The sequence below is a fragment of the Rhizobium sp. BK049 genome, from assembly GCF_014193135.1.
Taxonomy (GTDB): Bacteria; Pseudomonadota; Alphaproteobacteria; order Rhizobiales; family Rhizobiaceae; genus Rhizobium.
The window spans coordinates 16,944-43,185 of record NZ_JACHYV010000008.1 but is presented as its reverse complement, the minus strand read 5'-3'; the positions used below and the strand labels follow the sequence as shown (position 1 = coordinate 43,185).

24 protein-coding genes and 1 tRNA gene are annotated in these 26,242 nt (G+C 60.2%); 11 read left to right on the top strand and 14 right to left on the bottom strand.

Annotation, left to right across the window (positions count from 1 at the left end; translation table 11 throughout):
• Positions 1-123: 123 nt before the first annotated feature.
• A complete protein-coding gene (locus tag FHT70_RS10625) occupies positions 124-738 on the top strand; it encodes an FMN-dependent NADH-azoreductase (protein WP_183700850.1) in 615 nt (204 codons plus the stop codon).
• Between the two features lie 48 nt (positions 739-786).
• Here FHT70_RS10625 and FHT70_RS10620 read toward each other — a convergent pair whose 3' ends face one another.
• Positions 787-1,362 carry a TetR/AcrR family transcriptional regulator gene (locus tag FHT70_RS10620; RefSeq protein ID WP_183700848.1) on the bottom strand — a complete coding sequence of 192 codons (576 nt, stop codon included), beginning with the start codon at positions 1,360-1,362 and terminating at the stop codon, positions 787-789.
• A gap of 105 nt (positions 1,363-1,467) precedes the next feature.
• Here FHT70_RS10620 and FHT70_RS10615 point away from each other — a divergent pair, with 105 nt between their 5' ends.
• Positions 1,468-2,244 (top strand): SDR family oxidoreductase, encoded by a 777-nt coding sequence (locus FHT70_RS10615; RefSeq protein WP_183700846.1) that lies wholly within the window; start codon positions 1,468-1,470, stop codon positions 2,242-2,244.
• A 226-nt stretch (positions 2,245-2,470) separates the two neighbouring features.
• Here the strand turns inward: FHT70_RS10615 and FHT70_RS10610 are convergent, their stop codons facing one another.
• From FHT70_RS10610 to ilvA, 3 genes are all read right to left on the bottom strand, one after another.
• On the bottom strand, positions 2,471-3,739 hold the full coding sequence (locus FHT70_RS10610; protein WP_183700844.1) for a GGDEF domain-containing protein: 1,269 nt from the start codon (positions 3,737-3,739) through the stop codon (positions 2,471-2,473).
• Between the two features lie 243 nt (positions 3,740-3,982).
• Positions 3,983-4,309 carry an HlyU family transcriptional regulator gene (locus FHT70_RS10605; RefSeq protein WP_183700842.1) on the bottom strand — a complete coding sequence of 109 codons (327 nt, stop codon included), beginning with the start codon at positions 4,307-4,309 and terminating at the stop codon, positions 3,983-3,985.
• A 37-nt stretch (positions 4,310-4,346) separates the two neighbouring features.
• The gene (ilvA, locus tag FHT70_RS10600) at positions 4,347-5,597 is read right to left on the bottom strand and encodes a threonine ammonia-lyase (RefSeq protein ID WP_183700840.1); all 1,251 of its coding nucleotides are present in this window, start codon (positions 5,595-5,597) and stop codon (positions 4,347-4,349) included.
• Between the two features lie 178 nt (positions 5,598-5,775).
• Here ilvA and FHT70_RS10595 point away from each other — a divergent pair, with 178 nt between their 5' ends.
• On the top strand, positions 5,776-6,150 hold the full coding sequence (locus FHT70_RS10595; RefSeq protein ID WP_183700838.1) for a VanZ family protein: 375 nt from the start codon (positions 5,776-5,778) through the stop codon (positions 6,148-6,150).
• A gap of 395 nt (positions 6,151-6,545) precedes the next feature.
• Here the strand turns inward: FHT70_RS10595 and FHT70_RS10590 are convergent.
• A tRNA-Leu gene (locus FHT70_RS10590) sits at positions 6,546-6,631 on the bottom strand.
• A gap of 212 nt (positions 6,632-6,843) precedes the next feature.
• A complete protein-coding gene (gene wrbA / locus FHT70_RS10585; protein ID WP_085777878.1) occupies positions 6,844-7,440 on the bottom strand; it encodes an NAD(P)H:quinone oxidoreductase type IV in 597 nt (198 codons plus the stop codon).
• A gap of 278 nt (positions 7,441-7,718) precedes the next feature.
• On the opposite strand from wrbA, the gene FHT70_RS10580 reads away from it, so the two are divergent.
• From FHT70_RS10580 to FHT70_RS10560, 5 genes are all read left to right on the top strand, one after another.
• On the top strand, positions 7,719-8,495 hold the full coding sequence (locus FHT70_RS10580; protein WP_183700836.1) for a competence/damage-inducible protein A: 777 nt from the start codon (positions 7,719-7,721) through the stop codon (positions 8,493-8,495).
• Positions 8,496-8,589: 94 nt separating this feature from the next.
• Positions 8,590-9,432 (top strand): universal stress protein, encoded by an 843-nt coding sequence (locus tag FHT70_RS10575; RefSeq protein ID WP_183700834.1) that lies wholly within the window; start codon positions 8,590-8,592, stop codon positions 9,430-9,432.
• A 194-nt stretch (positions 9,433-9,626) separates the two neighbouring features.
• Positions 9,627-10,127, top strand: coding sequence for a xanthine phosphoribosyltransferase (gene gpt, locus FHT70_RS10570; RefSeq protein ID WP_183700832.1), 501 nt, complete (start codon positions 9,627-9,629; stop codon positions 10,125-10,127).
• A gap of 625 nt (positions 10,128-10,752) precedes the next feature.
• Complete coding sequence (locus FHT70_RS10565) at positions 10,753-14,565, top strand: vitamin B12-dependent ribonucleotide reductase (protein ID WP_183700831.1); 3,813 nt, start codon at positions 10,753-10,755, stop codon at positions 14,563-14,565.
• A 318-nt stretch (positions 14,566-14,883) separates the two neighbouring features.
• The gene (locus tag FHT70_RS10560; protein WP_183700829.1) at positions 14,884-15,405 is read left to right on the top strand and encodes a histidine phosphatase family protein; all 522 of its coding nucleotides are present in this window, start codon (positions 14,884-14,886) and stop codon (positions 15,403-15,405) included.
• 69 nt (positions 15,406-15,474) lie between these two features.
• Here the strand turns inward: FHT70_RS10560 and FHT70_RS10555 are convergent, their stop codons facing one another.
• Both FHT70_RS10555 and FHT70_RS10550 read right to left on the bottom strand, forming a co-directional pair.
• A complete protein-coding gene (locus tag FHT70_RS10555) occupies positions 15,475-16,743 on the bottom strand; it encodes a patatin-like phospholipase family protein (RefSeq protein WP_183700827.1) in 1,269 nt (422 codons plus the stop codon).
• A gap of 93 nt (positions 16,744-16,836) precedes the next feature.
• The gene (locus FHT70_RS10550) at positions 16,837-18,147 is read right to left on the bottom strand and encodes a hypothetical protein (RefSeq protein WP_246721805.1); all 1,311 of its coding nucleotides are present in this window, start codon (positions 18,145-18,147) and stop codon (positions 16,837-16,839) included.
• Positions 18,148-18,489: 342 nt separating this feature from the next.
• Between FHT70_RS10550 and FHT70_RS10545 the strand changes: the two genes are divergently transcribed.
• Complete coding sequence (locus tag FHT70_RS10545; RefSeq protein ID WP_183700823.1) at positions 18,490-18,960, top strand: MEKHLA domain-containing protein; 471 nt, start codon at positions 18,490-18,492, stop codon at positions 18,958-18,960.
• 3 nt (positions 18,961-18,963) lie between these two features.
• On the opposite strand, the gene maiA is transcribed toward FHT70_RS10545, so the two are convergent.
• The 4 genes from maiA to hppD are packed head-to-tail and all read right to left on the bottom strand — an operon-like array spanning position 18,964 to position 23,177.
• Complete coding sequence (gene maiA, locus FHT70_RS10540) at positions 18,964-19,596, bottom strand: maleylacetoacetate isomerase (protein ID WP_183700821.1); 633 nt, start codon at positions 19,594-19,596, stop codon at positions 18,964-18,966.
• Positions 19,593-20,618, bottom strand: a complete 1,026-nt coding sequence (locus FHT70_RS10535) for a fumarylacetoacetate hydrolase family protein (RefSeq protein ID WP_183700819.1) — start codon at positions 20,616-20,618, stop codon at positions 19,593-19,595. The genes maiA and FHT70_RS10535 overlap by 4 nt, the downstream gene beginning before the upstream one ends.
• Positions 20,619-20,666: 48 nt before the next feature.
• On the bottom strand, positions 20,667-22,028 hold the full coding sequence (gene hmgA / locus FHT70_RS10530; RefSeq protein ID WP_183700817.1) for a homogentisate 1,2-dioxygenase: 1,362 nt from the start codon (positions 22,026-22,028) through the stop codon (positions 20,667-20,669).
• Positions 22,029-22,067: 39 nt separating this feature from the next.
• Positions 22,068-23,177, bottom strand: coding sequence for a 4-hydroxyphenylpyruvate dioxygenase (gene hppD, locus FHT70_RS10525; RefSeq protein WP_183700815.1), 1,110 nt, complete (start codon positions 23,175-23,177; stop codon positions 22,068-22,070).
• 130 nt (positions 23,178-23,307) lie between these two features.
• On the opposite strand from hppD, the gene FHT70_RS10520 reads away from it, so the two are divergent.
• Positions 23,308-23,808 carry an Lrp/AsnC family transcriptional regulator gene (locus FHT70_RS10520; protein ID WP_064801992.1) on the top strand — a complete coding sequence of 167 codons (501 nt, stop codon included), beginning with the start codon at positions 23,308-23,310 and terminating at the stop codon, positions 23,806-23,808.
• Between the two features lie 3 nt (positions 23,809-23,811).
• On the opposite strand, the gene FHT70_RS10515 is transcribed toward FHT70_RS10520, so the two are convergent.
• A complete protein-coding gene (locus FHT70_RS10515) occupies positions 23,812-24,273 on the bottom strand; it encodes an Lrp/AsnC family transcriptional regulator (RefSeq protein ID WP_097598719.1) in 462 nt (153 codons plus the stop codon).
• Between the two features lie 123 nt (positions 24,274-24,396).
• On the opposite strand from FHT70_RS10515, the gene FHT70_RS10510 reads away from it, so the two are divergent.
• Positions 24,397-25,188: a phenylalanine 4-monooxygenase gene (locus FHT70_RS10510; RefSeq protein WP_183700813.1), complete on the top strand. Its 792-nt coding sequence runs from the start codon at positions 24,397-24,399 to the stop codon at positions 25,186-25,188.
• Between the two features lie 44 nt (positions 25,189-25,232).
• Here FHT70_RS10510 and FHT70_RS10505 read toward each other — a convergent pair whose 3' ends face one another.
• The gene (locus tag FHT70_RS10505; protein ID WP_183700811.1) at positions 25,233-26,225 is read right to left on the bottom strand and encodes a L,D-transpeptidase; all 993 of its coding nucleotides are present in this window, start codon (positions 26,223-26,225) and stop codon (positions 25,233-25,235) included.
• Positions 26,226-26,242 lie beyond the last annotated feature (17 nt).

Here is a 26,242-nt window from a genome sequence, read left to right as displayed (position 1 = left end):
CGATAGCTTCGATCGACATTATCTCCGTTTTTTCGATAGCAGGCCAGACTTATTTTCCTGTTCGACACCGCGGCTCATCTCCCAGCAACGAGCCGTTCCGTTCAATTCGAAAGGAAATGATCCATGTCGTCCATTCTTCTTCTGACGTCCAGCCCGCGTGCCGAATCGCTCTCGACCCCGATCGCCGCCGATCTCGCCGAGAAGCTGAAAAACCAGAAGCCGGGCAGCGTCGTCGTCCGCCGCGACCTTGCCGCCACGCCGCTGCCGCATATCGACGACCTCTTCACCGGCGCGATCCGCAAGCCGGCGGAAGCCCGCACCGCCGAAGAGATGGCCGCGATCAAGACCTCCGACGAACTCGTCGCCGAGCTGTTTGCCGCCGACACGATCGTCATCAGCACCGGCCTTATCAACTTCAACATCTATTCGTCGCTGAAGACGTGGATCGACAATGTCGCCCGGGCAGGCGTGACCTTCAAGTACACGGAAAGCGGCCCGGTCGGCCTCGTAACCGGCAAGAAGGTTTATGTGGTCCTTGCTTCCGGCGGCGTCTACTCGCAGGGACCGGCTGCTCCCCTGAACCATGCCGTGCCTTACCTCAAATCGGTTCTCGGCTTCCTCGGCATCACCGACATCGAGACCATCTATGTCGAAGGCCTTGCTTTCGGCCCGGAAGCCGCCGAAAAGGCCATTGGCGCCGCCAAGTCGCGCGTCGAGGAAATCGCACTCGCAGCCTGATCGGCTTCCGAATCCTCCATTGAACGGCCGGCACCTGCTGGCCGTTCGTCATTTGCCGATATCGGCGACGAAATCCCGGATCGTCTCCAGGATTTCGCCCGAAAGAGGCTCATCCGAGGAAACCCTGGCAAGGCCGACGCCGCCTGCCATCATGGCGAAAGCCATGATTGCCTTTCGCCGTCTTTCCCCTTCATTTGCTCCGGTGGCCTTGCCGGCCAAAGCCTGGAAATTGCGTTCGAGCCGCTCCGTGGCAATGCGCCGCGCCTTCTCGCTGCTGCGCGCGATATCGGAGGTCAGCGCGGCGAAAGGGCAGCCTTCGCCAGGATTGTCGCGATGATAGGCGCTGACATAGCGATCGGCGACATCGGCAGCCGTCATCTTCGCGGGGTCCACACCCTCTGCTTCCAGCCTGCGCCCCCATGAATCGAAAGCGGACTCGATCGCTTCGGCGACGAGATCGTCACGGGAGGCGAAGTGCTTGTAGAAGCCGCCGACGGTCAGCCCGGCCTCCTTCATCAGGTCGGCGACGCCGATGCCTTCCAACCCCTCTTCGCGCAACCGCTTTGACGCAGTCTCGACGATTTTCTCGTGCGTCTTCTGTTTTTCCAGCTGCGAACGGCCCATCGGACTCTCCCGTATTGCCTCTTGACTCATGTGGATTGCAATCATAATCCTTATAGATAGCGATCGTAATCCAGATCGTTGTCATTTCCAAGAGGAGCATGAATCATGCGTCTAAGAAACAAGGTCGCCCTGATCACCGGCGGAAACAGCGGTATCGGTCTTGCGACTGCCAAAGTCTTCATCGACGAGGGTGCCAAGGTGGTGATCACCGGCCGCAACCCGGAAACGCTTGCCGCCGCCGAAAAGGCGCTTGGGGCCGGTGTGCTGGCGCTGAACGTCGATGTCACCGATGCCGTCGCCACCGAGAAGGCTTTTGCGGAAGCGGCCGCGAAGGTCGGTAAGTTCGACATCGTCTTCGCCAACGCCGGCATCGGCGGCGCAACACCGCTCGGTGACACATCGCCGGAGCAGTTCAATCGGATCATCAACACCAACCTGACCGCAGTGTTCTTCACCGTGCAAGCAGCCCTGCCGCATCTCAGCGACGGCAGTTCGGTGATCCTCAACGGCTCGGTGCATGCCGTGCTCGGCGCTCCCGGCTGGTCGGCCTATGCGGCGACGAAGGCTGCGGTGCGCGCCATGACGCGCAATATGGCGTCGGAACTTGCGCCGCGCGGCATCCGCGTCAACCAGGTGACGCCAGGCGGCACGAAGACGCCGATCTGGTCGCCGATGGCACCAACGGAAGATGCGATGTCGGCGCTCGAGGCTCGCATGGGCGGCCTGAGCCCGCTCGGCCGCATGAGCGAAGCCGAGGAAATCGCCAAGGCAGCGCTCTATCTCGCCTCGAACGATTCTGCCAACGTCACCGGCATAGAAATCACCGTCGATGGCGGCATGACGAGCGCGCCGTCGGGCGCCAAGATCTTCCGTGCCGCCTGACTGCAGCAGGGGTTGGCAAAACCTGCCCAGCCCCCGCTCCCTGCGCAGCCAGCCTTGCTACGGCTACTTTATCCCAACTCTTACGCATGGCGCGGGTGAGCAATACGAAATAGGACGATTGCCACATTGAGGGTGGCAAAAACCATAGGCTTGAAGGAATCTGTTCGATTTCTCAACATCCCAAACAGCGCAACGCCGCGCTGCGGTGGGTGACGCGACCCGCCGCCTAACTTGATTGCACCATGGCGGAGCGGCCGACGACGCAATTGCGGCCGCTTTTCTTTGCCGCGTAGAGCCTGCCGTCGGCGGCGGTGAGCACCGTCGTAAAGCTTATGCCGTCCTCGTCAGCGGTCGCAACGCCGATGCTGACCGTGACCGGCTTATCGTCCGGTGTTTTGACGCTGGTCTCGATCGTCCAGCGCAGGCGTTCGGCAAGGAGCAACCCTTCCTCATGGCTTGTGCCGGGGCAGACGGCGACGAATTCCTCGCCGCCGAAGCGGAAGATGCGGTCGCTGGACCGCAGCGTCGTGCCGAGACGGGCGGCTATCGCCCTCAGCACCTCATCGCCCTGAAGATGGCCATGACCATCGTTGACATCCTTGAAGTGATCGGCGTCAATAATGAGGACGGTGGCAAGCAGCCCCTGCCTCAAGGCCTCGCGCAGCATCACCGGCGCTTCGAGTTCCATGCGTGTGCGGTCATAGACGCCGGTAAGCATATCGCGGCCGGTGCGCTCCAGAAGGTCATTATAGCGCTCGCGAAAGGTGAGATCACTGAAAACGTCGCTGATGGAGCGCGCGGCGGCGTCAGCGCCAAGGCGGCGGATCCGATATTCATAGACAGCAAACATCGCCCCATAGAGGCCGACGGAGAGCATCTTCGCCTTCAAGCCACCCCAGAATACGGCGACTGGAACATCGAGGAAATAGTGCAGTGCGGCAAAGAAGCCGATCTGGTCGAAAGTCAGCAGCACAAAGCCGGAGATCATGAAACGCAGGACGACACGCCTGCGGAAGAAATCGCCGAGCTTTTCGTAGAGCAGGATGATGCCGAGCGAATCGACATAGAGAAGCGCCGTGCCCCAAATCATCAGCCAGCCCATCTCTTTCAGGAAATCGACGTCGGGCGTGTGGTTCGACGACAGCTGCAGCGGCTGGTGCAGTTGCAGCACCCAGGCGATGCCGACGGTCAGCAGATTACCGAGAAATAGGCCGTAGATCGGCTGGCGCACCGTCGCGGCATCCTCCCACAGATACAGCATCAGGATCATCATCAGCTTGCCGGAGAAGAAGACGGATGAGCCCGGCGACACATCGCCGAACGGCAGCGAGACGTAAAAGACCGCCGCCAGATAAGTCTCCATGAAATGCATGACGCCGAGCGCCGTCAGAAAGACGCCGAGGCCAAGCCGATGGCGGAAATGCAGAAGCGTCACCATCAGCACGAAATAGGCGATGGCTTCGACGACGAAGAGCGCGAGGTTCAGCGCTTCCATGACAACACCTCGGCTTCAGGCCGGTGCCTTCGGCACCCTGCCGGCACGGCGGCGGATCCAATGATCGAGCGTCTGAAAAAGTGGAACACGAGGGCAGCCCTGCAAATCCTGCAGGCAATAGCTTTCACCGCAATCCTTTAAGATTACGTATGCAAACCTGCTTCCTTCTAGAGCGCAAGTCACGGTGTTGAAAAGCAACGGGATTTCCGGGCTGCGGCCGATTCCGATTGATCGGGATCGATTTCAGACCTGACGAACCTTCTCGCCGTCACCGAAGAGCGACGAACCATGCTGATCGATAATCTGCTGAGCCTTGCGAACCGTGCATTCGATCGCATCGTCGGAGGAGGAAAACATATCGGCGCGGATGAAATTGCGCACCAGCACCTCGTCGCCGACCTTCTTTTCGATACGGCCGGCAAGGCGATACTGACTGCCCTCCTTGCGCGGCTCCGCATAGATCGTGCAATCGCCATAAAGCTGCGGCTCGCCGGACGGGGCTGCCGCCTCACCGGCCGGTTTGCCGCCGCCGGAGAACATCGAAAAGAGATTTGAAATGAACGAAGCCATGTCGTGTCTCTAGCACGACGCCCTTCCGATCGCCAAGTCAAATGATCAGGTTAGCGAGGATCTCGTTTTCGGTGATATCCTCGTAACCCATGCCGGAAGCTTCGAAATTTGCAACCAGTCGGGCAAAATTCTCAGGCGCCTTGGTTTCGATGCCGATCAGGATGGAGCCGAAGTTGCGCGCCGATTTTTTCAGATATTCGAAGCGGGCGATATCGTCGTCGGGGCCGAGCAGATTGAGGAAATCCCGGAGCGCTCCCGGACGTTGGGCCAGCCTGAGGATAAAGTATTTCTTCAGCCCTGCGTAACGCATGGCTCTTTCCTTTACGTCAGGCAGGCGCTCGAAATCGAAATTGCCGCCGGAGACGACGGCGACGATGGTCTTGCCGCGGATCGGTTGGGCGTCCATCGCGGCGATTGCCGTCAGCGACAGGGCGCCCGCCGGCTCCAGCACGACGCCCTCGACGTTCAGCATCTCCTGGATGGTGACGCAGATGGCGTTTTCCGGCATCAGCTGCACTTGGCTTGCCGGAAAATCGCGAAGGGCGGCGAAATTCAGGTCGCCGATGCGGGCGACCGCTGCGCCGTCAACGAAATTGTCGACCTTGGCAAGCGTCGTCACCTTGCCTGCCTCGATGCTGCGCCTGAGGCTTGGCGCACCGGCCGGTTCGGCGAAGACGAAGGCCGATTTCGGCACGATGCCCTCGAGATAACCGGTGATGCCGGCGGCCAGTCCACCGCCGCCGACGGGCAGAACCACCATATCGGGCACGGTTCCCTCGGGCAGCTGCTGCATGATCTCGGCAGCGACCGTCGCCTGCCCCTCGATGATATCGGCATGGTCGAAGGGCGGCACCATGACGCCGCCGACCGCCTCGACATGCTCGCGCGCCGCCTGATAGCACTGATCGAAAAAGTCGCCGAACAGCCGGATAGTGATGAATTCAGCGCCGAACATGCGGGTCTTCTCGATTTTCTGCTGCGGCGTCGTCACCGGCATGAAGACGACGCCCGGCACGCCGAAATGACGGCAGACATAGGCAAAGCCTTGGGCGTGGTTGCCGGCCGAGGCACAGACGAAGGTTTTGCCGGCCGCCCCCTGCCCGATCGCCTTGCGGAAAAAATTGAAGGCGCCGCGGATCTTATAGGAGCGCACCGGCGACAGATCCTCGCGCTTCAGCCAAATATCGGCACCGTAGCGGGCCGAGAGATGGTCATTGAGCTGCAGCGGCGTTGCCGGAAAGAGGCTGCGCATTGCCTCTTCGGCGCTTTCGACGTCAAGTCTCGTCACGGGCGTGGTCCATTCTCATGATTGGTCACCGCCGCTATGGCACAGGCCGGCGGCTAAAGGAAAGGTTGAATGACCGGCCGGCTCAGCCCATAGAGCCTTTCTTAAGCCAATTGCAAAATCGGCGGCAGATGAACTGATTTTAACTGTCAATGGAAAGGCCTGCCACTTATATGGAGCGATGATGATCTTCAAATTCGCAAGACCGCTCGCCTGGCTGCTGCTCGCCCTCATCCTGTTTGTCACGGTTTCGCCGATCGGGCTGAGACCGGACACGGTGACGACGGTCGATGCGGACCGCGGCACCGCCTATGTTCTGCTCGGCCTTGCCTTTGCGCTCGCCTATCCGAAGCAGTGGAAACTGGTGACCGTGCTGCTGATCATTGGGGCGGTCGCCATCGAATATCTGCAGTATTTCGCGCCGACCCGCCATCCGCGCCTGCATGACGCAGGCATCAAGGCCATGGGCGCTGCCCTCGGCCTCGCTGCCGGCTGGGTGATCAACAGATGGCGCGAGAGCAGAGCTCCAAACAGCCTGCCTTTCACAGAACGCTGACTATTGCGGATCAGAAACCCGGCAAATCCGTTGCCCAGAAAAACAGCGGTATCACAGCCACAACAGTTGCAAGAATAAATGCGACGCTCGTCCTGAAGATCCGGACGCGCCGAACCCTGGTCCCGCTCCAATCGTAAACCATCGTCTTACTCCCACAAGACAACACTTACTCTACCGCCGCGGCGCAATCCTTGCACCGAAAATGTCATTGTCAAGCAATAACGCGCTCTTACGCGCAAGATACAGGCATATTCCAACAGGATCATAACGATTGTTGCAGCTAACCGGGGCATTATCGAACCGGTCCGCCTTCGTTCCTGACGGAACTACGGCGCGACAAACTTCGCTTGGCTGCTCTCTTCGGCTCGCCGAGCCGAAGCTCACAGAGCGTAGGCTGGTGCGGGCGACGGGGATCGAACCCGTATAGCCTAAGGCCGAGGGATTTTAAGTCCCTTGCGTCTACCAGTTTCGCCACGCCCGCTTGCGGCGTTTTCAATATCTTGCGTCATGGGCGATGGGAAGAGCCGTGGGGCGTAAAAATAATATTGGCTCTGCCGGCAGCGCCACGGAATGAATGGGCAGGTATTTTAACGCGAAAGTGACTGTCGGCGCCGCTCGTTTCGTCTGGCCCGAGAAACTGAAAAGGCGCGGCGGGCTCACGCCCATCGCGCCTTCATCATTTACGCATCGAGATCAAGCGAGCTTGGCAGCGAGCCGGGCGACATGGGCGCCCTGGTATTTGGCGCCTTCGAGTTCGATCTCGGAAGGCTGGCGCGAACCGTCGCCGTTGGTGATGGTGGAGGCGCCGTAAGGCGAGCCGCCCTTGACTTCCTCAGTGCCCATCTGGCCCTGGAAGGCGTAAGGCAGACCGGCGACGACCATGCCCTGGTGCAGGAAGGTGGGGATGAAGCCGAGGATGGTCGATTCCTGGCCGCCATGCTGGGTCGCCGAAGAGGTGAAGACCGAACCGATTTTGCCGACGAGCTTGCCGGTGAACCAAAGGCCGCCCGTCTGGTCCCAGAAATTGCGCATCTGCGAGGCGACCGTGCCGAAGCGGGTGCCGGCGCCGACGATGATTGCGTCATAATCCGTCAGTTCATCGACGGTGGCGATCGGCGCGGCCTGGTCGATCTTGTAGTGAGAGGCCTTGGCGACCTCTTCCGGTACCAGTTCCGGGACGCGCTTGACGGTGACGTCGGCACCAGCCGACCTCGCGCCTTCAGCAACGGCATAGGCCATGGTTTCGATATGGCCATAGGCCGAGTAATAAAGAACGAGAACTTTCGCCATCTTCCATTTTCCTTGAAACAGCGGGGAATTTCGTAACCGGCGGATTTCTACCAGCGCCCAGGGCCGAAGGTAGCCCTGCGCGGGAGAACTCAGTGTTCAACGTGCGTAGACGAAAATTCGCTTGCGGTTCTGATTTGGCGCGAAAGTGACGCATCGGCTCGTTCTAAAGAGCATGGTATCGTCCGAAATCGCTCATCCTTTTCGGCATTACGCGCGCGTGTTTGCAAAGCAGCCTGAGGGCGCTACCTATTGACCAGCCTCACATCACGGAACATCCTATGAGCCATGACACCGTCGTCACCGCCGCCATGCTCGCCATCGGCGACGAACTCCTTTCCGGCCGCACCAAGGACAAGAATATCGGCCACCTCGCCGATCTGCTCACCCTGTCAGGCATAGATCTCAAGGAAGTGCGAATCGTCGCCGACGACGAGCAGGCGATCGTCGAGGCGCTGAATGCGCTTCGCGCTCGCTATGACTACGTCTTCACCTCGGGCGGCATCGGGCCGACGCATGACGACATCACCGCCGATGCGATCGCCAAAGCTTTCGGCCTGCCCTGCGAATATGACGAAGCGGCGATGACGCTGCTGGCCGATATGTACCGTCGCCGCGAGATGGAATTCACCGAGGCGCGCCAGCGCATGGCCCGCATGCCGCGGGGTGCCGCCCATATCCCCAATCCGGTGTCGACGGCACCCGGCTTCATCATCGGCAATGTCTATGTCATGGCCGGCGTGCCGCAGGTCTTTCAGGCGATGGTCGACAATGTGCTGCCGACGCTTCGGACCGGCACGCCGGTTCTCTCGCTCGCCATCGCCTGCCCTTATGGCGAAGGTGATATCGGCACGCCCCTTGCCGCGATCCAGAAAGCGCATCCGGATACCAGCATCGGTTCCTACCCGCGTTATATCGGCCAGAAATTCTCGACCGAGATCGTCGTGCGCGGCCGCACGCAGGCGGCAATCGATGCGGCCGGCGCCGAGGTCCACGCGATGATCGACGCCATCCGCCGGAACAAGGAGATCGCAGAAAACCATTCCGCCGAGGCATGAGAAGCCGGACTTGATCCTCGTCAAGGAAGAACGGGAGAACGGTCTGGTGCATTCCGTCCCTCGCGCACGTCATTTCAGCGCAAGGAGAATTGATATGTCTTACAAAACTATTCTCGCCATTCTCGATACGGCAGACAATAGCGCCGCCGTTGCCGATTTTGCCTTTGCCGTTGCCGCCGAAGACGGTGCTCACGTGATCGGCCTGCATGCCGAAACCATACCGGCCGTGCCGCTGGTGGCGCCGATGGAAATTCCCGATCCCGTCGCCGTCCAGGCGCTGCAGGATATGGCGCATAGTGAAACGGTCGCCGTGGAACGCATCTTTCGCGCCAAAGCGCAGGCCGCCGACGCCTCCTCGGAATGGCGCAGCTTTGCCACCTCCACCGGCTACGGTTCCGCACCGCTGATCGAAAGCGCCCGCAGCGCCGATCTTCTGATCGCATCGCAGGCCGACCCGGCCAACCCCTCCGACAGCCATGTCGACGTCGACGGCTTCCTCTTCGAAGCCGGCCGGCCGGTGCTGATGATCCCTTACGTCATCCGCCAGCCGAAGCCGATCAAGCGCGTGCTGATCGCCTGGAACGGCTCGAAGGAGGCGGCGCGCGCGACCTTCGATGCGCTGCCCTTCCTGAAAGCGGCCGAGGAAGTGGAGATTTTTTCGGTCGACCGGGCCGATACCGCTCTGCAGTCGCCGCTCACATCAGGCGCCGAGATCGCCGCCGCACTTGCACGCCATAGCGTGAAGACGACGCTCGCGACGGGCCACAGCGTCGACAGGAATACCTCGCATGTCATCGAAAACCGGCTGTCGGACAGCAGCATCGATCTTCTCGTCATGGGCGCCTATACCCATTCCCGGCTTTGGCAGGCGATCTTCGGCGGCACGACGAAGAGCCTGCTGCAATCAATGACGGCGCTGACCCTGTTGTCGCGATGAGCGGCTCCTCTTGCGTTTTACCGGCAAATCCCGCTAATTGCTGCGACCGATGAAGGCTTCGAGCCCCGGCCATGCCTCGCGCAGCAGCTCGCGATCTCGCGCAGTTCCGGCTGCGCGATTTGTGTTTTGCCGCTGAAGCCGTCCGGTCGCCGGTCAACGGCGTTTCGTCTCTATTCATGCCGCGGAGCAGCCCGATGTCCCTTCCCGATAAAGCCTTTCCCGTTTCCTGGGATCAATTCCACCGCGATGCGCGCGCCCTTGCCTGGCGGCTTGCCGGCCTCGATCAAGCCTTCAAGGCGATCGTCTGCATCACCCGCGGCGGCCTGGTGCCGGCCGCGATCATCTCCCGGGAACTGAACATCCGGCTGATCGAGACAGTCTGCATCGCCTCCTATCATGACTATGTGAATCAGGGCGACATGGTGCTGCTCAAGGGAATTGCGCCCGAGCTTGCCGAAAACGGCGGCGAAGGCGTGCTGGTCGTCGACGATCTGACGGATACCGGCAAAACCGCGGCGCAGGTTCGCACCATGCTGCCGAAGGCGCATTTCGCCTGCGTCTACGCCAAGCCGAAGGGTGTGCCGACCGTCGACACCTTCATCACCGAGGTCAGCCAGGACACCTGGATCTATTTCCCCTGGGACATGGGCTTCACCTACCAGGAACCGATCGCCAAGGGCGCTGGCGCGCGCTGATCGCCGCAAACCCGCATTGCGCCGTCATCCTCGGCGCACTTTAGACAGCGCTGATTTCCTCAGCGAATCGGCAAGCTCATTTGCGCCGGAAATGCCATCACAAGATTTGCCGCAGGACACTTTTTTGCCGCTGCGGCACTTTCCTTAGCCGGTAACGTCCGCAAGTCATTGTATTTTCAGCGCTCCCTGGCTTTCCCCAATCTCCACAGGCGCGTCCACAAGATGTTGTGGTTACCATTCAATTAAAAACCAGCCCTTGACGGAATCAGCGGTTTCAAACTTTACTGTTCCTGATGTTGCGGCGGCGACAGGACCGGAGGTACGAGCCCGGTTCCCTTTGAAAAACAAGACGCAGAATCAGGCTGTTGTGCCGGAACCGGCCTAAGCCAGAGAGGATTTCTGCGCGGTTTTCTGCCTCCAAAAAAAGTGACATCGGGGCTGGCGATAATAAGCTGTTAATACTATATTTAGTGTTTGCAGCCACCATCACCACAAGATACAGGAAGGACATCTCCGGATGACACCCCTGTCACGATACGGAAACGAGACTGGCTGCACGACGACAATGTGCCGCCGGATAGGAAATTTGCGCCCTGGGGACGGGCGCCAACGCGAGGTCAAGACTATGCGCATCGAACGTCGTTTCACGAAGGCCGGCCAAGGCGCCTATGCGGATATCGAATTCCGTAAGGCGACGAGCGAGATCAAGAACCCGGATGGGTCAATCGTCTTCCGCCTCGAGAATATCGACGTGCCTGCGCAGTTCTCCCAGGTCGCGACCGACGTTCTGGCGCAGAAGTATTTCCGCAAGGCCGGCGTCCCCACTCGGCTGAAGAAGGTCGAGGAGAATGACGTTCCTTCCTTCCTGTGGCGCTCCGTTCCCGATGATGCGGCGCTGAAGACCCTGCCCAAGGAGGAGCAGACCGGCTCCGAAATCGATGCGCGCCAGGTCTTCGATCGCCTCGCCGGCACCTGGACCTATTGGGGCTGGAAGGGCGGCTATTTCTCTTCGGAAGAAGATGCTGCCGCCTTCAAGGACGAGCTTGCCTATATGCTCGCCACCCAGCGGGTCGCTCCGAACTCGCCGCAGTGGTTCAACACCGGCCTGCACTGGGCCTATGGCATCGACGGCCCCGGCCAGGGCCATTTCTATGTCGACCCCTTCACCGGCAAGCTGACCAAGTCCAAGTCCGCCTACGAACACCCGCAGCCGCATGCCTGCTTCATCCAGTCGGTCGAGGACGATCTCGTCAACGAAGGCGGCATCATGGACCTCTGGGTGCGTGAAGCGCGCCTGTTCAAATACGGCTCCGGCACCGGCTCCAACTTCTCCATGCTGCGCGGCGAAGGCGAGAAGCTTTCCGGCGGCGGCCGCTCCTCCGGCCTGATGAGCTTCCTGAAGATCGGCGACCGCGCCGCCGGCGCCATCAAATCGGGCGGCACGACCCGCCGCGCCGCCAAGATGGTGGTCGTCGACATCGACCATCCCGATATCGAGGAATACATCAACTGGAAGGTCAAGGAAGAGCAGAAGGTTGCGGCTCTCGTCACCGGCTCCAAGATCGTCGCCAGGCACCTGAAGGCGATTATGAAGGCCTGCTTCAATTGCGAAGGCGACAACGGCGATTGCTTCGACCCGGCCAAGAACCCTGCCCTGAAGCGCGAGATCCGCGCCGCCAAGAAGGATCAGGTTCCGGAGAACTACGTCCAGCGCGTCATCCAGTTCGCCCGCCAAGGCTACAAGGATCTCGAATTCAAGACCTACGACACGGACTGGGATTCGGAAGCCTATCTGACGGTATCGGGCCAGAACTCCAACAACTCCGTCTCGATCAAGGACGACTTCCTGCGCGCCGTCGAGAACGACGGCGAATGGAAGCTGACCGCCCGCAAGGACGGCAAGGTCATGAAGACGCTGAAGGCGCGCGACCTCTGGGAAACGATTTCCTATGCCGCCTGGGCTTCGGCCGATCCGGGCATCCATTTCAACACGACGATGAACGACTGGCACACCTCGCCGGCCGGCGGCCCGATCCGCGGCTCGAACCCGTGCTCGGAATACATGTTCCTCGACGACACGGCCTGCAACCTCGCTTCGCTGAACCTCTTGCAGTTCAAGGACAAGGCCACCAAGCGCATCAATATCGGCGACTACGAACATGCCGTTCGCCTGTGGACCGTCGTGCTCGAAATCTCGGTCTTGATGGCGCAGTTCCCGTCGAAGCGCATTGCCGAACTCTCCTACGAATACCGCACGCTCGGCCTCGGCTACGCCAATATCGGCGGCCTGCTGATGTCGTCGGGCATCCCCTACGACTCCGCTGAGGCCCGTGCCATCGCCGGTTCGCTGACGGCGATCATGACCGGCGTCTGCTATGCGACCTCGGCTGAAATGGCCGGCGAGCTCGGCCCGTTCCCGAATTTCGCGCCGAACCGCGAGAGCATGCTCAGGGTCATCCGCAACCATCGCCGCGCCGCTTACGGCGAAACCTCCGGCTATGAGGCGCTGTCGATCGATCCGGTCGCGCTGATCCATTCGGAAAACCCCGACCAGGATCTCGCCGCCCATGCCAAATCGGCCTGGGACAAGGCGCTCGAACTCGGCGAAAAGCACGGCTACCGCAATGCCCAGGTTTCGGTCATCGCCCCCACGGGCACGATCGGCCTCGTCATGGATTGCGACACGACGGGCATCGAGCCTGACTTCGCCCTCGTCAAGTTCAAGAAGCTCGCCGGCGGCGGCTACTTCAAGATCATCAACCGCGCCGTGCCGGAAGCGCTGCGCACGCTCGGCTATTCGGAAAGCCAGATCGCCGAGATCGAAGCCTATGCAGTCGGCCACGGCAACCTGAACCAGGCGCCGGCGATCAACCCGTCGACGCTGAAGGCCAAGGGCTTCACCGACGAGAAGGTGGAAGCCGTCAACGCCGCGCTGAAGAGCGCCTTCGACATCAAGTTCGTCTTCAATCAGTGGACGCTCGGCGCCGACTTCCTGAAGGACACGCTGAAGGTTTCCGACGAGCAGCTCGCCGACATGAGCTTCAACCTGCTCGACCATATGGGCTTCTCGAAGAAGGACATCGAAGCCGCCAACATCCATGTCTGTGGTGCGATGACGCTGGAAGGCGCGCCCTTTCTCAAGGCCGAGCATCTGCCGGTCTTCGATTGCGCCAATCCCTGCGGCAAGATCGGCAAGCGTTACCTCTCCGTGGAAAGCCATATCCGCATGATGGCGGCTGCCCAGCCCTTCATCTCGGGCGCGATTTCCAAGACGATCAATATGCCGAACGAGGCAACCGTCGAGGATTGCAAGAACGCCTATATGCTCTCTTGGAAGCTCGGTCTGAAGGCCAATGCCCTCTACCGTGACGGCTCCAAGCTGTCGCAGCCGCTCAATGCCTCGCTGATCGAGGATGAAAACGACGAGGATGCGCTGGAGGAGCTGCTGCAGGCGCCGGTCGCCGCCCAAGCCGTTACCGTCACGGAGAAGATCATCGAACGGGTGATCGAGCGTGTTTCGCGCGAACGCGAGAAGCTGCCGAACCGCCGCCAGGGCTATACCCAGAAGGCCACCGTGGGCGGACACAAGGTCTATCTCAGAACCGGCGAATTCGGCGACGGCCGCCTCGGCGAGATCTTCATCGACATGCACAAGGAAGGGGCTGCCTTCCGTGCGATGATGAACAATTTCGCCATCGCCATCTCGCTCGGCCTGCAATATGGCGTGCCGCTCGAGGAATATGTCGAGGCCTTCACCTTCACCAAGTTCGAGCCGGCCGGCATGGTCATCGGTAACGATGCCATCAAGAACGCCACCTCGATCCTCGACTACGTCTTCCGTGAACTGGCCGTCTCCTATCTCGGCCGTCATGACCTCGCGCATGTCGATACGTCGGATTTCTCGAACACGGCGCTCGGCAAGGGCATTCAGGAAGGCAAGACCAACCTGCTCTCCACCGGCTGGACCCGCGGCTACAAGCCGACGCTGGTGCCCGGCACCGGCGGCGAACGGCAGGTCGGCGAACCCAAGGGTGCGGCCACCGCAGCCCCTGCCCGCGCCGCCTCCACCGGCACGGTAACAGCATTTGCAGGTGCCGCTGCCCGCAAGCTGGAACCGACGGTTGCCGTCTCCACCTCCGAGATCGTCGCCTTCAAGCGCGATTACGAGGAGCGCGCCAAGGAATTGGCCGAGGAGATTGCCGAAGAGGTGCTCGAGGAAATCGCCAGCGACGCCACCGCCCTCTTCTCCGACAAGGCGGCAGCCGACGCGGCAACGGCCAAGGCCGAAGCCAAGAAGATGGAAGCCGAACGCCGCCAGCGCTCGATCATGCAGGGCTATACCGGCAACATGTGCTCGGAGTGCCAGAACTTCACGATGGTGCGGAACGGCACCTGCGAAAAGTGCGACACATGCGGTGCGACGAGCGGGTGCAGCTGAGCAGGATTGCGGTTCTTCAGTGTTTTAAGGAATAGACTTCAAGTCTGGTCAAAAGCGTTGGCCATTTCCGACAGAAGAAATGGCCAACCCGATACAGGAGGCCGTCCGGGCACTAACAAGTGCCCGGAGAATCCTCTGAGGAACAAATAGAGAAACAATCGCAAGAGCAGCGAAACGCCCTATCCGCGGGATGCTCAAGTTCGTAAACGTAAGACGAGACAACTGGACCTGCCAGTGACATCCGTTTATTTTGCGAGCTGTATCGCAGGCGGCCTTCATGCTCCGGGAGTCACCACGAAACGAAGCGACGCCGAAACCATGCTGCCGAAACGCCGCCTCATCCTTCTGCGCCACGCCAAATCCGCCTGGCCCGACGGTGTGTCCGACTATGAACGGCCATTGGCGGATCGCGGGCGCAAGGCAGCACCCGTTATCGGCACCTATATGAGGCGCGAAAAGCTGATCCCCGATTTAGCCCTCGTCTCGCCGGCCCGCCGGGCGCAGGAAACCTGGAAGCTTGTCCGCGGGGCCCTTTTGAAAAAGATCCCCGAACGCGAAGCGGCGGATATCTACGAGGTATCGGGGGAGCGCATCCTCGATGTGATCCGAGCCGTCGAACCTAGCATTCGCACGCTGCTCATCGTCGGCCACAATCCCGGCATGGAGAATGCGGCCTCGCTTATCGTGGCGGACGGCAATGCCGATGCCGTGGGACGCATGCGGAAGAAGTTCCCGACAGCGGGGCTTGCCGTCATTGACTTCGATCTCGACGGATGGGACGAGATCGCGGCAGGTACCGGTTATCTCGAGAGGTTCGTAACCCCCCGATCCTTGGAATAATAAGGCCACTTTCCGGTTGAATTGGCAGACATGGCGCACGGTCGTGTAGCCCGACACCTCCGGCTCTCGTCAAAACGGCAGAATGTCGAACAGGCGCTTGCTCGCCCTCGCCGCCCAGGAGGGTTTCACCGTCCCGGATGCCAACGGCGGGCCGGAGGACGGCGCCAGCAGCGGTTGATAGAACCGGTTGAGCATAGCATCGCAGACATAGTGCCCCCAATTCGTCAGGTGCTCCGTCTCATCAGCGCCGAGGAAATGGAGGTAGGTGCCGATCTCGGAGGGAACGACCGATGACGGCGGCAGCGTGTAAGAGGCGTAGGGTTTGAGTTCGGCGTCCTTGCTGTCGATCGACCAATAAACGCCATGGGTTCTTGCGCGCAGCGCCGATTTCGCGAGATCGTCGAGGCCAAGCATATCGGCCTGTTTTGCAGCCCTGAAGCCGCTAATCAGGTCTCGGCGCCGCAACGACCGCACCTGATTGTCTGTCGTATCGAGAACGCGCTTCAGCTGGGAGAGATAGTTCCAGTATCCGCGGGTCGAGGAGCGCCAAGGCGCGCCGGCATCGCTGACGAGCAGGCAGTCGCAGCGTTTCAGCGCGGGCTCGATGCCGTGATTGTCGTAGACGCCGCCGTCGCTCAATATTGCCCTTTCCGGAGCAACGGGATCGCCAACGGTGTCGTCGAGCTTTTGCCTTTCCCAGGAAAACTGCGACAGGTCCAATCGCAGCGGCGACAGCACTGGCGGAAATGCTGCCGAAGCGGCAACCGCGGTTGCCAGCGACAATGCCGGACGAAACGACACACCGATCCGGTAATCCGCGATATAGCGGTTGGACATCCGGAAGAGCGAACCGGTGCTGAGATTGCTGGCGCAAAATACGAACCAGGGCGAGCGCGGAAGATCTCTGAGGGTTGGCGATCGTCCGTCGAACAGATGTCGCTCGTATAGTTTGGCGGCTTCCTCGGCCGCGCTTGAGAAGGGATTGAACACGCCCTTCAGGAAGCTCGGGCCATCCGCGAATACCTGACCGAGGGCGAGAATGCGATCCAGGTATTCCGTCTTGAAATTGACGGCGACCTCGTTCTTGAACACCAGCCGGGGCCAGATATAGGCGAGCAGGCCGGAGGCGATGGATCCGCCCGAGACCGACGAGATCAAATCGAGCTTCGCCAGAAGACCGGCCTCGTTGAGCCTCACAAGCGATCCCGCATGGAAAAGCATGGCCCGATAGCCGCCGCCCGAGAGGCAGAGGCCGAGTTTGTAACGCTCCGCCGGCTTCTCGGGATCGTCGGATCCCGAAGAGACGGCATTCGATGGGGCATGCTCGTCTTCCGACATGCTCGGCCTCACTCAGGAAGATGAGTTTTCACCGATCTCTTCCTTCAGGCAAGCTGCCGAACTTTGCGGTCATTGCCTGCGGACCGGCAATATCTACTCTGCGTACCTCCGGGAGTTGGCATCGCATTTGTGCCACTCCCAGTTTATTTCGGCTTCGTCCTTTTCGCCATAGCACCAGTCGGCGCGATTGAGCAGCGGACCGAGTTCGTCGCGCCGTCTGCATGCCCGCAGCGTTTCGGGTCCAGTGCGATCGACGCTCGTGCGGCAGATGTCGTCCAGTCCTGTCCACTGATGGATCAACCGATCCGGCGCCTTGGCCCCCTTGTCCGTGGCGAGCACCTTTCCGGTCTCGGACTCGATCTGCAGGGAGGCCGTGTTCCACACGTAAGAGAATTCGGCCATCCCGGAGGACGTCTTACCCGTGTCCCTATTTCCGGCAAACCATTCAACAATTCCCGACATTTCGCATTTTCCGGCACAGCTGGCAGTCACCGAGCCCGGCTTGACGCTGTAGATGCGCTCCGGCCAGCGTTGGGCGAAGGCTGCCTTTTCCTTCAGGACGGCGTCTTTGTCGACCGAGTTTCCGAAGAAGGAGACCTCGTCGGCATAGACGCCCTTCATGAAGGCCAACGCCGATGCGCTGTCTTTCGACCATTCGTCATTGTATCGGTTTGCGAAATCAACCGCCTCCGTGGTCAGGTCGCCGGGTTCCGGTGCGCCCGCCTCCTCGGAATCACTCGGCTCTGACGGCATGTCGGCGGGTGTTGCGCTCTCCTGCGGTGCGGCGCCTGGCGAGGGCGGCGCGCTTTCCTGTGCCGAAGGCATATCCTCGGGCGTGTTGATATTCCAGTCCCGCATTTCCGCAGCGGTGAGATACCGTATATCGGTGCTGTCGATCGACAGGCTGAGCTGCAGCAGGTTGGGGCTTACCCCCATGTCGGTGAGATAGCCGATGATCTCGCCGGTCAGTGCTTGAACAGTCGAGACGGCCAATTTGTTGTCGATGGCAACATCGTCGGACAGGAAAACCCGATGCACGCCGATAGAGCCCGGCTCGGCAAATCTTTCAACGCCGCCGACGAAGGCGAAGGCGCAAGCCGACGCGCACTCGGCGGCTCTGATCTGTATCGTTTTTGCATTCAGGAGGCGGAGGGCCCGGCCGAACCTGATCGCGGCGACCACGTTTCCGCCGGGCGAGTCAAAGGTGACATAGCTCGGCTGGTACTGCGTATATTCGTCGACAAGCGTCATCGCATCGTCGGAACTCTCGAACACGCCTTTTATCGTAAGGGCGCGCTCTCCCGGCGCGGTCTCCAGACGTTCGTAGGAAATGGCCGCATGCCCCTCCCCGGCTAGGGCGACGAACGCCAGCAGCATCGATATCAACGAGACGGATTTCCGCATTCTACCCCGGTCCCCAAGCACCTGGATTTCTCCTGTCGTCATTCGCAGCATAGCTTTCGCAGGTCTGAATAGCCGGATGATGAAAACCTGCTCTACCCCGCCTCATTCGCGACCAGCCGACGCCAATTACGGTCCGAAGAACAATAGCTTCGCAGAGAATGTTGACAGCTACCCCAGCAGGTCAGATCAATGCACAAGGGCAATCTTCTGGCAAGCGTCACAATCAGAAGTGATGAGACAAGGTAAATGCCGGCCCTTCGCTGTTCTGGAGGCATCATAGACGCGTGCAATTGATATCGGCTATGTCGGCTGCACCGACACATTTGACCAGTGAGGCCGTTCGTGACTTCCCCCTACGACAATCACGCCCTCGACCTGAGGAATGATCCAAATTTCTTCGCCCTTTTGACCGGCAGCTACAAACGCATCGTCGGCCGCGCTCTTATCGAGGATGGGCAAGGGCCGGACTGGCTTTACAGCCATGCACCTTTCGTGGTCCTCGCGCACAATACACTGCCCGACCCGCGCTTCATCTACGCAAACCGGACTGCGCAGAACTGCTTCGAATATAGTTGGGACGAATTCATCATGCTGCCGTCGCGACTATCGGCCGAGCAGCCTGATCGCGCCGAACGCCAGCGGCTGCTGGATGCTGTCACGCGCAGTGGTTTCGTCGATAATGGCCGCGGCCTCAGAGTCGCGAAATCGGGGCGCCGTTTCTGGGTCGAAAATTTCACTGTCTGGCAGCTCATCGATGAGACGGGCAAGCGGTTGGGCCAGGCGGCGATATTCTCTTTTTGGCGGGACGCGTAGTTGCTACGGTTTAACGCGGTCCGGATGCGCTGCCTGGAAGGCGGGGAGTTCGGCGCATCTGGCGTCGATGTCGCTGATGCGTCTGAAATCCGTCATATCAACGCCCCAGCGGCGGGCATTGTAGACCTGGGGAACAAGACAGAGATCGGCCATCGACGGCCTGCCCCCAAAGCTGAACGCGCCATCGGATTCGCCGAGCATGGTCTCCAGCTTGCGAAGTCCATCGCCGATGAAATGCTTCATCCATTCCTCGCGAGCCTCGGCCTTGTCGGTCAGCGTCAGAAGATGCGAGACAACATGCAGATTACAGATCGGATGGATGTCCATGGCAACCGCATATGCGAAGGCGCGCACTCTGTGGCGGTCGAGCCTATCCGATGGCAGCAATCCGCATTCCGGCCGGAACTCGGCCAGATACTCGATGATGGCCAGCGACTGCGTCAGCGTTTTGCCATCGATCATCAATGTCGGCACCAGCCCCTGCGGGTTGAGCGCGAGATAGTCCGGCATTCTGTGCGCACCGTCGAGCAAGTTGATCGGTACAGTCTGGTAGTCGAGGCCCAGAAGATTGAGCGCGATCCGCACCCGATAACTCGCCGACGACCGCCAGTAGTCGTAGAGAATGATCTCGTTCATTCCCGGTCAGCTCCCTCGTATTTTCCGACCGTCTGCTCGATCGCACCGAAAATCGAATGGCCGGCATGATCCTTCATCTCGATGCGGACCTGGTCGCCGAACCTCATGAAGGGGGTCTTCGGCGATCCGTTCTCGATCGCCTCGATCATTCTCAATTCGGCAATGCAGGAATAGCCGTCTCCTCCCTCGCCCACCGGCTTGCCGGGGCCGCCGTCGAGTTTGTTGGAGACCGTGCCGGAGCCGATAATCGTTCCGGCCACGAGGTGGCGGGTTTTGGCGGCATGGGCGATCAGCTGGCCGAAATCGAACGTCATGTCGATGCCGGCATTTGCCTTGCCGAATGGTCTGCCGTTCAGGCTCACAAGCAGAGGCAGATACAGCTTGCTGCCGTCCCACGCCTCTTCGAGCTCGTCCGGCGTCACCGCGACCGGCGAGAATGCCGAGGCCGGCTTGGACTGGAAGAAGCCGAAACCTTTCGCCAGCTCGTCCGGGATCAGGCCGCGCAACGACACGTCGTTGACGAGCATTACCAGACGAATGGCGCCACGGGCAGCTTCCGCGCTCGCGCCCATGGCGACGTCGCCGGTGATGACAGCGACCTCGCCCTCCATGTCAATCCCAAAGGCCTCATCTGCTGCCAGGATCGGGTCTCGCGGCGCGAGGAAACCGTCCGAGCCACCTTGATACATCAGCGGATCGGTCCAGAAGCTAGCCGGCATTTCGGCGCCGCGCGCCTTGCGCACCAGTTCCACATGGTTGACGTAGGCCGAGCCGTCGGCCCATTGATAGGCGCGCGGTAAAGGCGATGCGGCGTCATGTTCGTGAAAGCGGATGGTCGGCTGAGCCCCCGTCTCGATGCCTTCGGCAATCAGCCGAAGCCTCGGAGCGACATGCTCCCAGTCGTCGAGCGCCGCCTGCAGGGTGCGGGCGATGTGACCGACCTCCGAACAGCGGGTCAGATCGCGGGACACGACGACGAGGCGGCCGTCCCTGGTGGAGTCCTTCAAGGTCGCAAGTTTCATGTCTCAATTCCGTGCCGGAGGGAGCTTCGCCGATCTTGACCGATCCTGTCACTTGATACCCGGAGTTCCGTCGAACTTGCGCTCGAGGCCATCCCAGCATTCGAGGTAATCGTCCTGCAGCGTTTCGAGCTCGGCCGCATATTTCGTCAGCTGCTGCGGATAACGGGTCTCGAACATGAAGGCCATGGTGTGATCGAGCTTCATCGGTTTGAGCTCGGTATTCGATGCCTTTTCGAAGGCGAGCGCGTCCGGGCCGTGAGGAAGCATCATATTGTGCAGGCTGATCCCGCCCGGCACGAAGCCCTCCTCCTTGGCGTCATACTGCCCATGGATCAGACCCATGAACTCGCTCATGATGTTGCGGTGGTACCATGGCGGGCGGAAGGTGTGCTCGGCGACCAGCCAGCGCGGCGGAAAGATCACGAAATCGACATTCGCGGTGCCGGCATCTTCGGTGGGCGCGGTCAGCACCGAGAAGATCGACGGATCGGGATGATCGAAACTGATGGCGCCTACCGGCGAAAATGTTCGCAGATCGTATTTGTAGGGCGCGTAGTTGCCGTGCCAGGCAACCACATCCAGCGGCGAGTGGCCGATTTCGGTGACATAGAATTTGCCGCACCATTTCACATGAACGCGGCAGGGTGTTTCCTTGTCTTCAAAGGCGGCGACCGGCGTCTTGAAGTCGCGCGGGTTTGCCAGGCAATTGGCGCCGATCGGCCCGCGGTCCGGCAAAGTGAATTTCGCGCCATAGTTCTCGCAGATATAGCCGCGCCAGACCGCCTGCTCGCCGCTCTTCAGAATTTTGAACATCATGCCGCGAGGGATGAGGCAAATTTCCAGCGGCTCGACATCCATGATGCCCATTTCGGTGAACACTCTGATGGCGCCGAGCTGCGGCACGATCAGCAGTTCGCCGTCGGCGTTGAAGAAGTAATCATCGACCATGTCTTCGTTGAAGACATAGGCATGCGCCGACATGCCGACCTGGGTCGTGGCATCGCCCGCCGTCGTCATCGTCCGCACCCCTTGCAGAAAATTCAGCTTCTCAGTGGGAGCAGGCAGCGGATCCCAGCGGAGCTGACCGAGCGGGAGCGAATGCTCGTCCAGGCAGGGTGCGGTTTTCCAGAGCGGATAGGACGCGTTCGAGAAGCGGCGGGTGTGGCGCACGCTCGGGCGAATGCGGTACAGCCAGGACCGTTCATTCGTACCGCGCGGCGCAGTGAAGGGCGAGCCGGAAAGCTGCTCGGCATAAAGGCCGTAGTTGCATTTCTGCGGGCTGTTCTGGCCCTGCGGCAAGGCGCCGGGCAGCGACTCCGTCTCGAAGTCGTTGCCGAAGCCCGGCATATATTTCAGTCTGTTTGCCTTCGCCGCTTCCGCGTCGGAAGCCTGGATCGATGTCTGGTCCATGCTCAACTCCTCCCCGAAAACTCTACTACGTCGTAGAGTTTACTCCGCTGCCGTGCCGATGACACCACGCTTGATCTGATCTGCCTCGATCGACTCGAACAGCGCACGGAAGTTGCCCTCGCCGAAGCCCTCATCGCCCTTGCGCTGAATGAATTCGAAGAAAATCGGACCGATCACCGTCTTGGAGAAGATCTGCAGCAGGATTTTCGTCATGCCGCCGTTCACCACACCTTCGCCGTCGATCAGGATGCCGTGCTTCTTCATGCGGTCGATCGGTTCGTCATGGCCATGCACGCGATCATAGGACATGTCGTAATAGGTCTCGGGAGGGCCTGGCATGAAGCGCAGGCCGTTATCGGCAAGCCGGTCGGTCGCTTCGTAAATATCCTCCGTCCCAACAGCGATGTGCTGGATGCCCTCGCCCCGGTACTTCTTCAGATATTCCTCGATCTGGCTGGTGTCGTCCTTCGATTCATTCAGCGGAATGCGGATCTTGCCGCAGGGCGAGGTGATGGCGCGGCTGACCAGACCGGTGATGCGGCCGTCAATATCGAAGAAGTGGATCTGCTTGAAATTGAACAGATCGCGGTAGAAATCCCACCACTTGTCCATGTTGCCGCGGAAGACGTTGTGGGTGAGATGGTCGAGATAATAAAAGCCGATCCCTGTGGGATTTGGATTGGGCTCGCCAAGCCAATCGAACTCGGCCTCGTAAGCCGATCCCTTTGTCCCATAGGTCTCGACGAAATAGAGCAGCGAACCGCCGATGCCGACAATCGCCGGAACGTCGAGCACCTTGTCATTTCCTTCATAGGGAACGGCGCCCTTCGACACGGCGTGATCGAAGGCGTGCTTGGCGTCGACCACGCGCCAGGCCATCGACGGGGCGCAGGGACCATGCTTTGCGACAAAACCAGCGGCATGGCTACCGGGCTCGGCATTCAATACATAATTTATGTCGCCCTGGCGCCAGACGGTAATGTTTTTCGTCTTGTGCTTGGCGACCGCGATATAGCCCATGCGTGTGAAGAGCTCGCTGAGCTTCTCAGGCTCGGGGTGGGCGAATTCAACGAATTCGAAGCCGTCGGTGCCGGCCGGATTGTCGGCGGTGATTTCCGACGGAGGCGCATCATGCGGGAACGGACCCATTTTCTTTTCCTCCAGAGGAGAGTTCAATTCTATGCAAACTATGGCTTAAAACTGGCGCAAAGTTCTTGCGTTCTTGGTGCCGGAGGAACAGATTATGCACGATCTGTGAGCATTCTTGAGATTTTGCGCAATGGATGAGCCCTTAGACAAATTGGATCTACGCCTCCTTCTGGAACTTCAAAAGGATGGAAGGCTCACGAACAACGAGCTTGGTGAGCGGATCGCGCTTTCACCGTCGCAATGCTCGCGCCGGCGTACCAGATTGGAAGCCGAAGGCTATATTCGCAGCTACCGTGCCCACCTCGATCGGGAGAAGCTGGGGCTCGATATGCTGGTTGTCATTTCCGTCACGCTTGCCACCCACAACCGAGACAATGCCCGCCGATTTTCGCAATTGATCAACGGTCTGCCCGAAGTTCTCGAAGCTTATGCGCTGACCGGCGAGATGGACTATCACCTCAAGGTGGCGACCCGTGGGCTCGCCGATCTGTCGAAATTCGTCAACGACGTTCTGCTGCCGCACGAATCCGTGCAGCACGTGAAAACCTCGATCGTGCTCGACACGCTGAAGACGTTCGAAGGCTATCCAGTGATGATGCCGGGCAGCCGGCATGGCGACAGCGCGCGATAAACGTTAGAGCGGCAGTTCGGTGGAGAATTTCAGCTCGCGCAGCACGAAGCTTGATACGACGGTGCGCACATGCGGGTTGCGCATGAGATAGCGGGTCATGAAGGCTTCGTAGCTTTCGACGTCCCTCGCCCTTATCTTCAGCATGTAGTCGAAGGCGCCCGACAAGGCGTAGCACTCCATGATCTCCGGCCGCTCCAGCACCACTGAAGCGAAAGAAGCCACCGCCTCCTCATGGTGATCCTCCAGCGTGACGTGCGCAATCACGCAGAGCTTGAGATCGAGTTTGCCGGGATCGAGCAACGTGACGCGCTTGCGGATGACGCCGTCGGCTTCCAGTTCCTGGATCTTCCTCCAGGCCGAGCTCTGCGACATGCCGGCTTTTTCCGCCAGATCCGCCAGCGACAGAGTGCCGTCGGCCTGGATCAGTTGCAGAAGCTTGCGGCGGAAATTCCCAGATTCTTTCATTGTAGCCATCGTACTCGGAAATATCTCCCACCACTATGGCGATACCCGGTATGAAAGAAAAGAAAATCCGTCAAACATGGAGCATAATGACAGAAATATCGCCATTCCCGGGAGGATCAGCCGATGACCAAGGAAAGCAGCTACACCGCCAAACTGCCCGGCCCGGACGGCCTTTATGACTATACCCCTGAAGAAGATCAGATCTGGGGCGAACTCTACCGGCGTCAGATGAAGCTCTTGGCCGACAAGGCTTGCCAGGAATATCTGGACGGCGTCAAACTGCTGGGGCTCAAGCCGGAAAAAGTGCCTCAGCTCCTCGATGTGAACAGACGCCTGAACGAGACCACAGGTTTCGGCGTCGAAGGCGTGCCGGCACTTATTCCGCCTTCGCGCTTCTATGAGCTTCTCTCGCAGGGCAAGTTCCCGCTGGCGACCTTCCTGCGCCGCCGCGAGCATATCGATTATATCGAGGAACCGGACCTGTTCCACGAGGTGTTCGGCCATTGCCCATTGCTGACCAATCAGAGCTATGCCAATTTCGTCCGGCATTTCGGCGAAACCGCCATGCGCCTCGGCAAGGGCTATTCATGGCATCTGTTCCGGATTTTCTGGTTCACCGTCGAATTCGGCCTGATCAACACGCCGCAAGGCCGCCGCTGCTTCGGCGCCGGCATCGTCTCCTCTCCGAGCGAAGCGAAGGCGGCAACGGAAGGCACGTCGTGCGAATTCCGACCGTTCGATTTGATGAGCGTGCTCAGGACGCCCTACCGCATCGATATCCTTCAGCCGATCTACTATGTCATCGATAGCTTTGCCGATCTCGAGGCGATAGTGGAGCAGGATATCGGCGGCGCGATCCTCAAAGCGAAATCACTGGGGGATTTCGCCCCGGCTTTCGAAGCCAAGGCTTCGTGAACTCGACGCTGCGGTAGCGTGTAGGTAGTCGCAGATCCTGCGCTTCACTTCGGAGCGGCGGGACTACGATTGACGAATTCGACCAGAACGCCCGGCTTGACCATGCCGGCCAGCTCTTCGGCGTCCCAATTCGTCAGCCGCACGCAGCCATGCGAGCCGACCTTGTCGATGAGCTTCGGCTCCGGTGTGCCGTGTATGCCATAGGTCGGCTCGGTCAGATCGATCCAAACGCTGCCGACGGGACCGTTCGGCCCCTTCGGGATCGTCAGAACCTTGTTGTTCTTTCCCTGCTTGAAATTTCGCTTCGGATCGTATCGGTAAACCGGCATTCTCGAGACGCCCTTGACCTTGTGTTTTCCTGAAGGCGCGGGATTGTCCTCGCTGCCGATCGTCGCGGGATAGACGGCAAGTAGGGACCCATCCTCGCCATAGGCCAGCACCTGCCCTGTCTTCTTGTCAGCCTCGATGCTCTTGACCTTGCCTTGCCTGGGAGGGCCGGGATTAACGACCCACACCTTTTCGCCGGGCGCGAAATGCGAGCCAGGGTTAAGTGCATTCAAGAGATCGAGATCCATGTGGAAGCGCTCGGACAGCTTCTCCGCAACGCTGGTATAGCCGAGGCTCTGCATCTTTGCCTTCTCGCCGTAATCCTCAGGAATCCTGTCGACCAGCCCGGTGGCGTCCTCCGGCGAGACGACATAGCTCTCAACCACGGGGGAATTGTCTTCCAACCGGGAGGCGACATCCGGATCCGGCCTGCCGTCCACGGGAAGCTTGTTCATCGCCTCGAAGCCGGCCACCGCCTTGTCGACATTCTCGCCGGAGAGACCGTCGACCACGCCGGGAGACGAGCCCGCGCGGTCGAGCAGGACCTGTAGGCGGATGATCGCCGGGTCCGGATCTGCGGGTTGCAGCTTTCCTTTCCCGATGTCGGCAATGGAAGCGGCGTTGATCGTTTCGGGGAGAAGCTCCCGCGCGGAGGCGCCGCCAACGGAAAGGGCCAGAGCGAGCAGCGACATCGGCAGGGCTGTTTTCATGGACAACAAATGGCCGA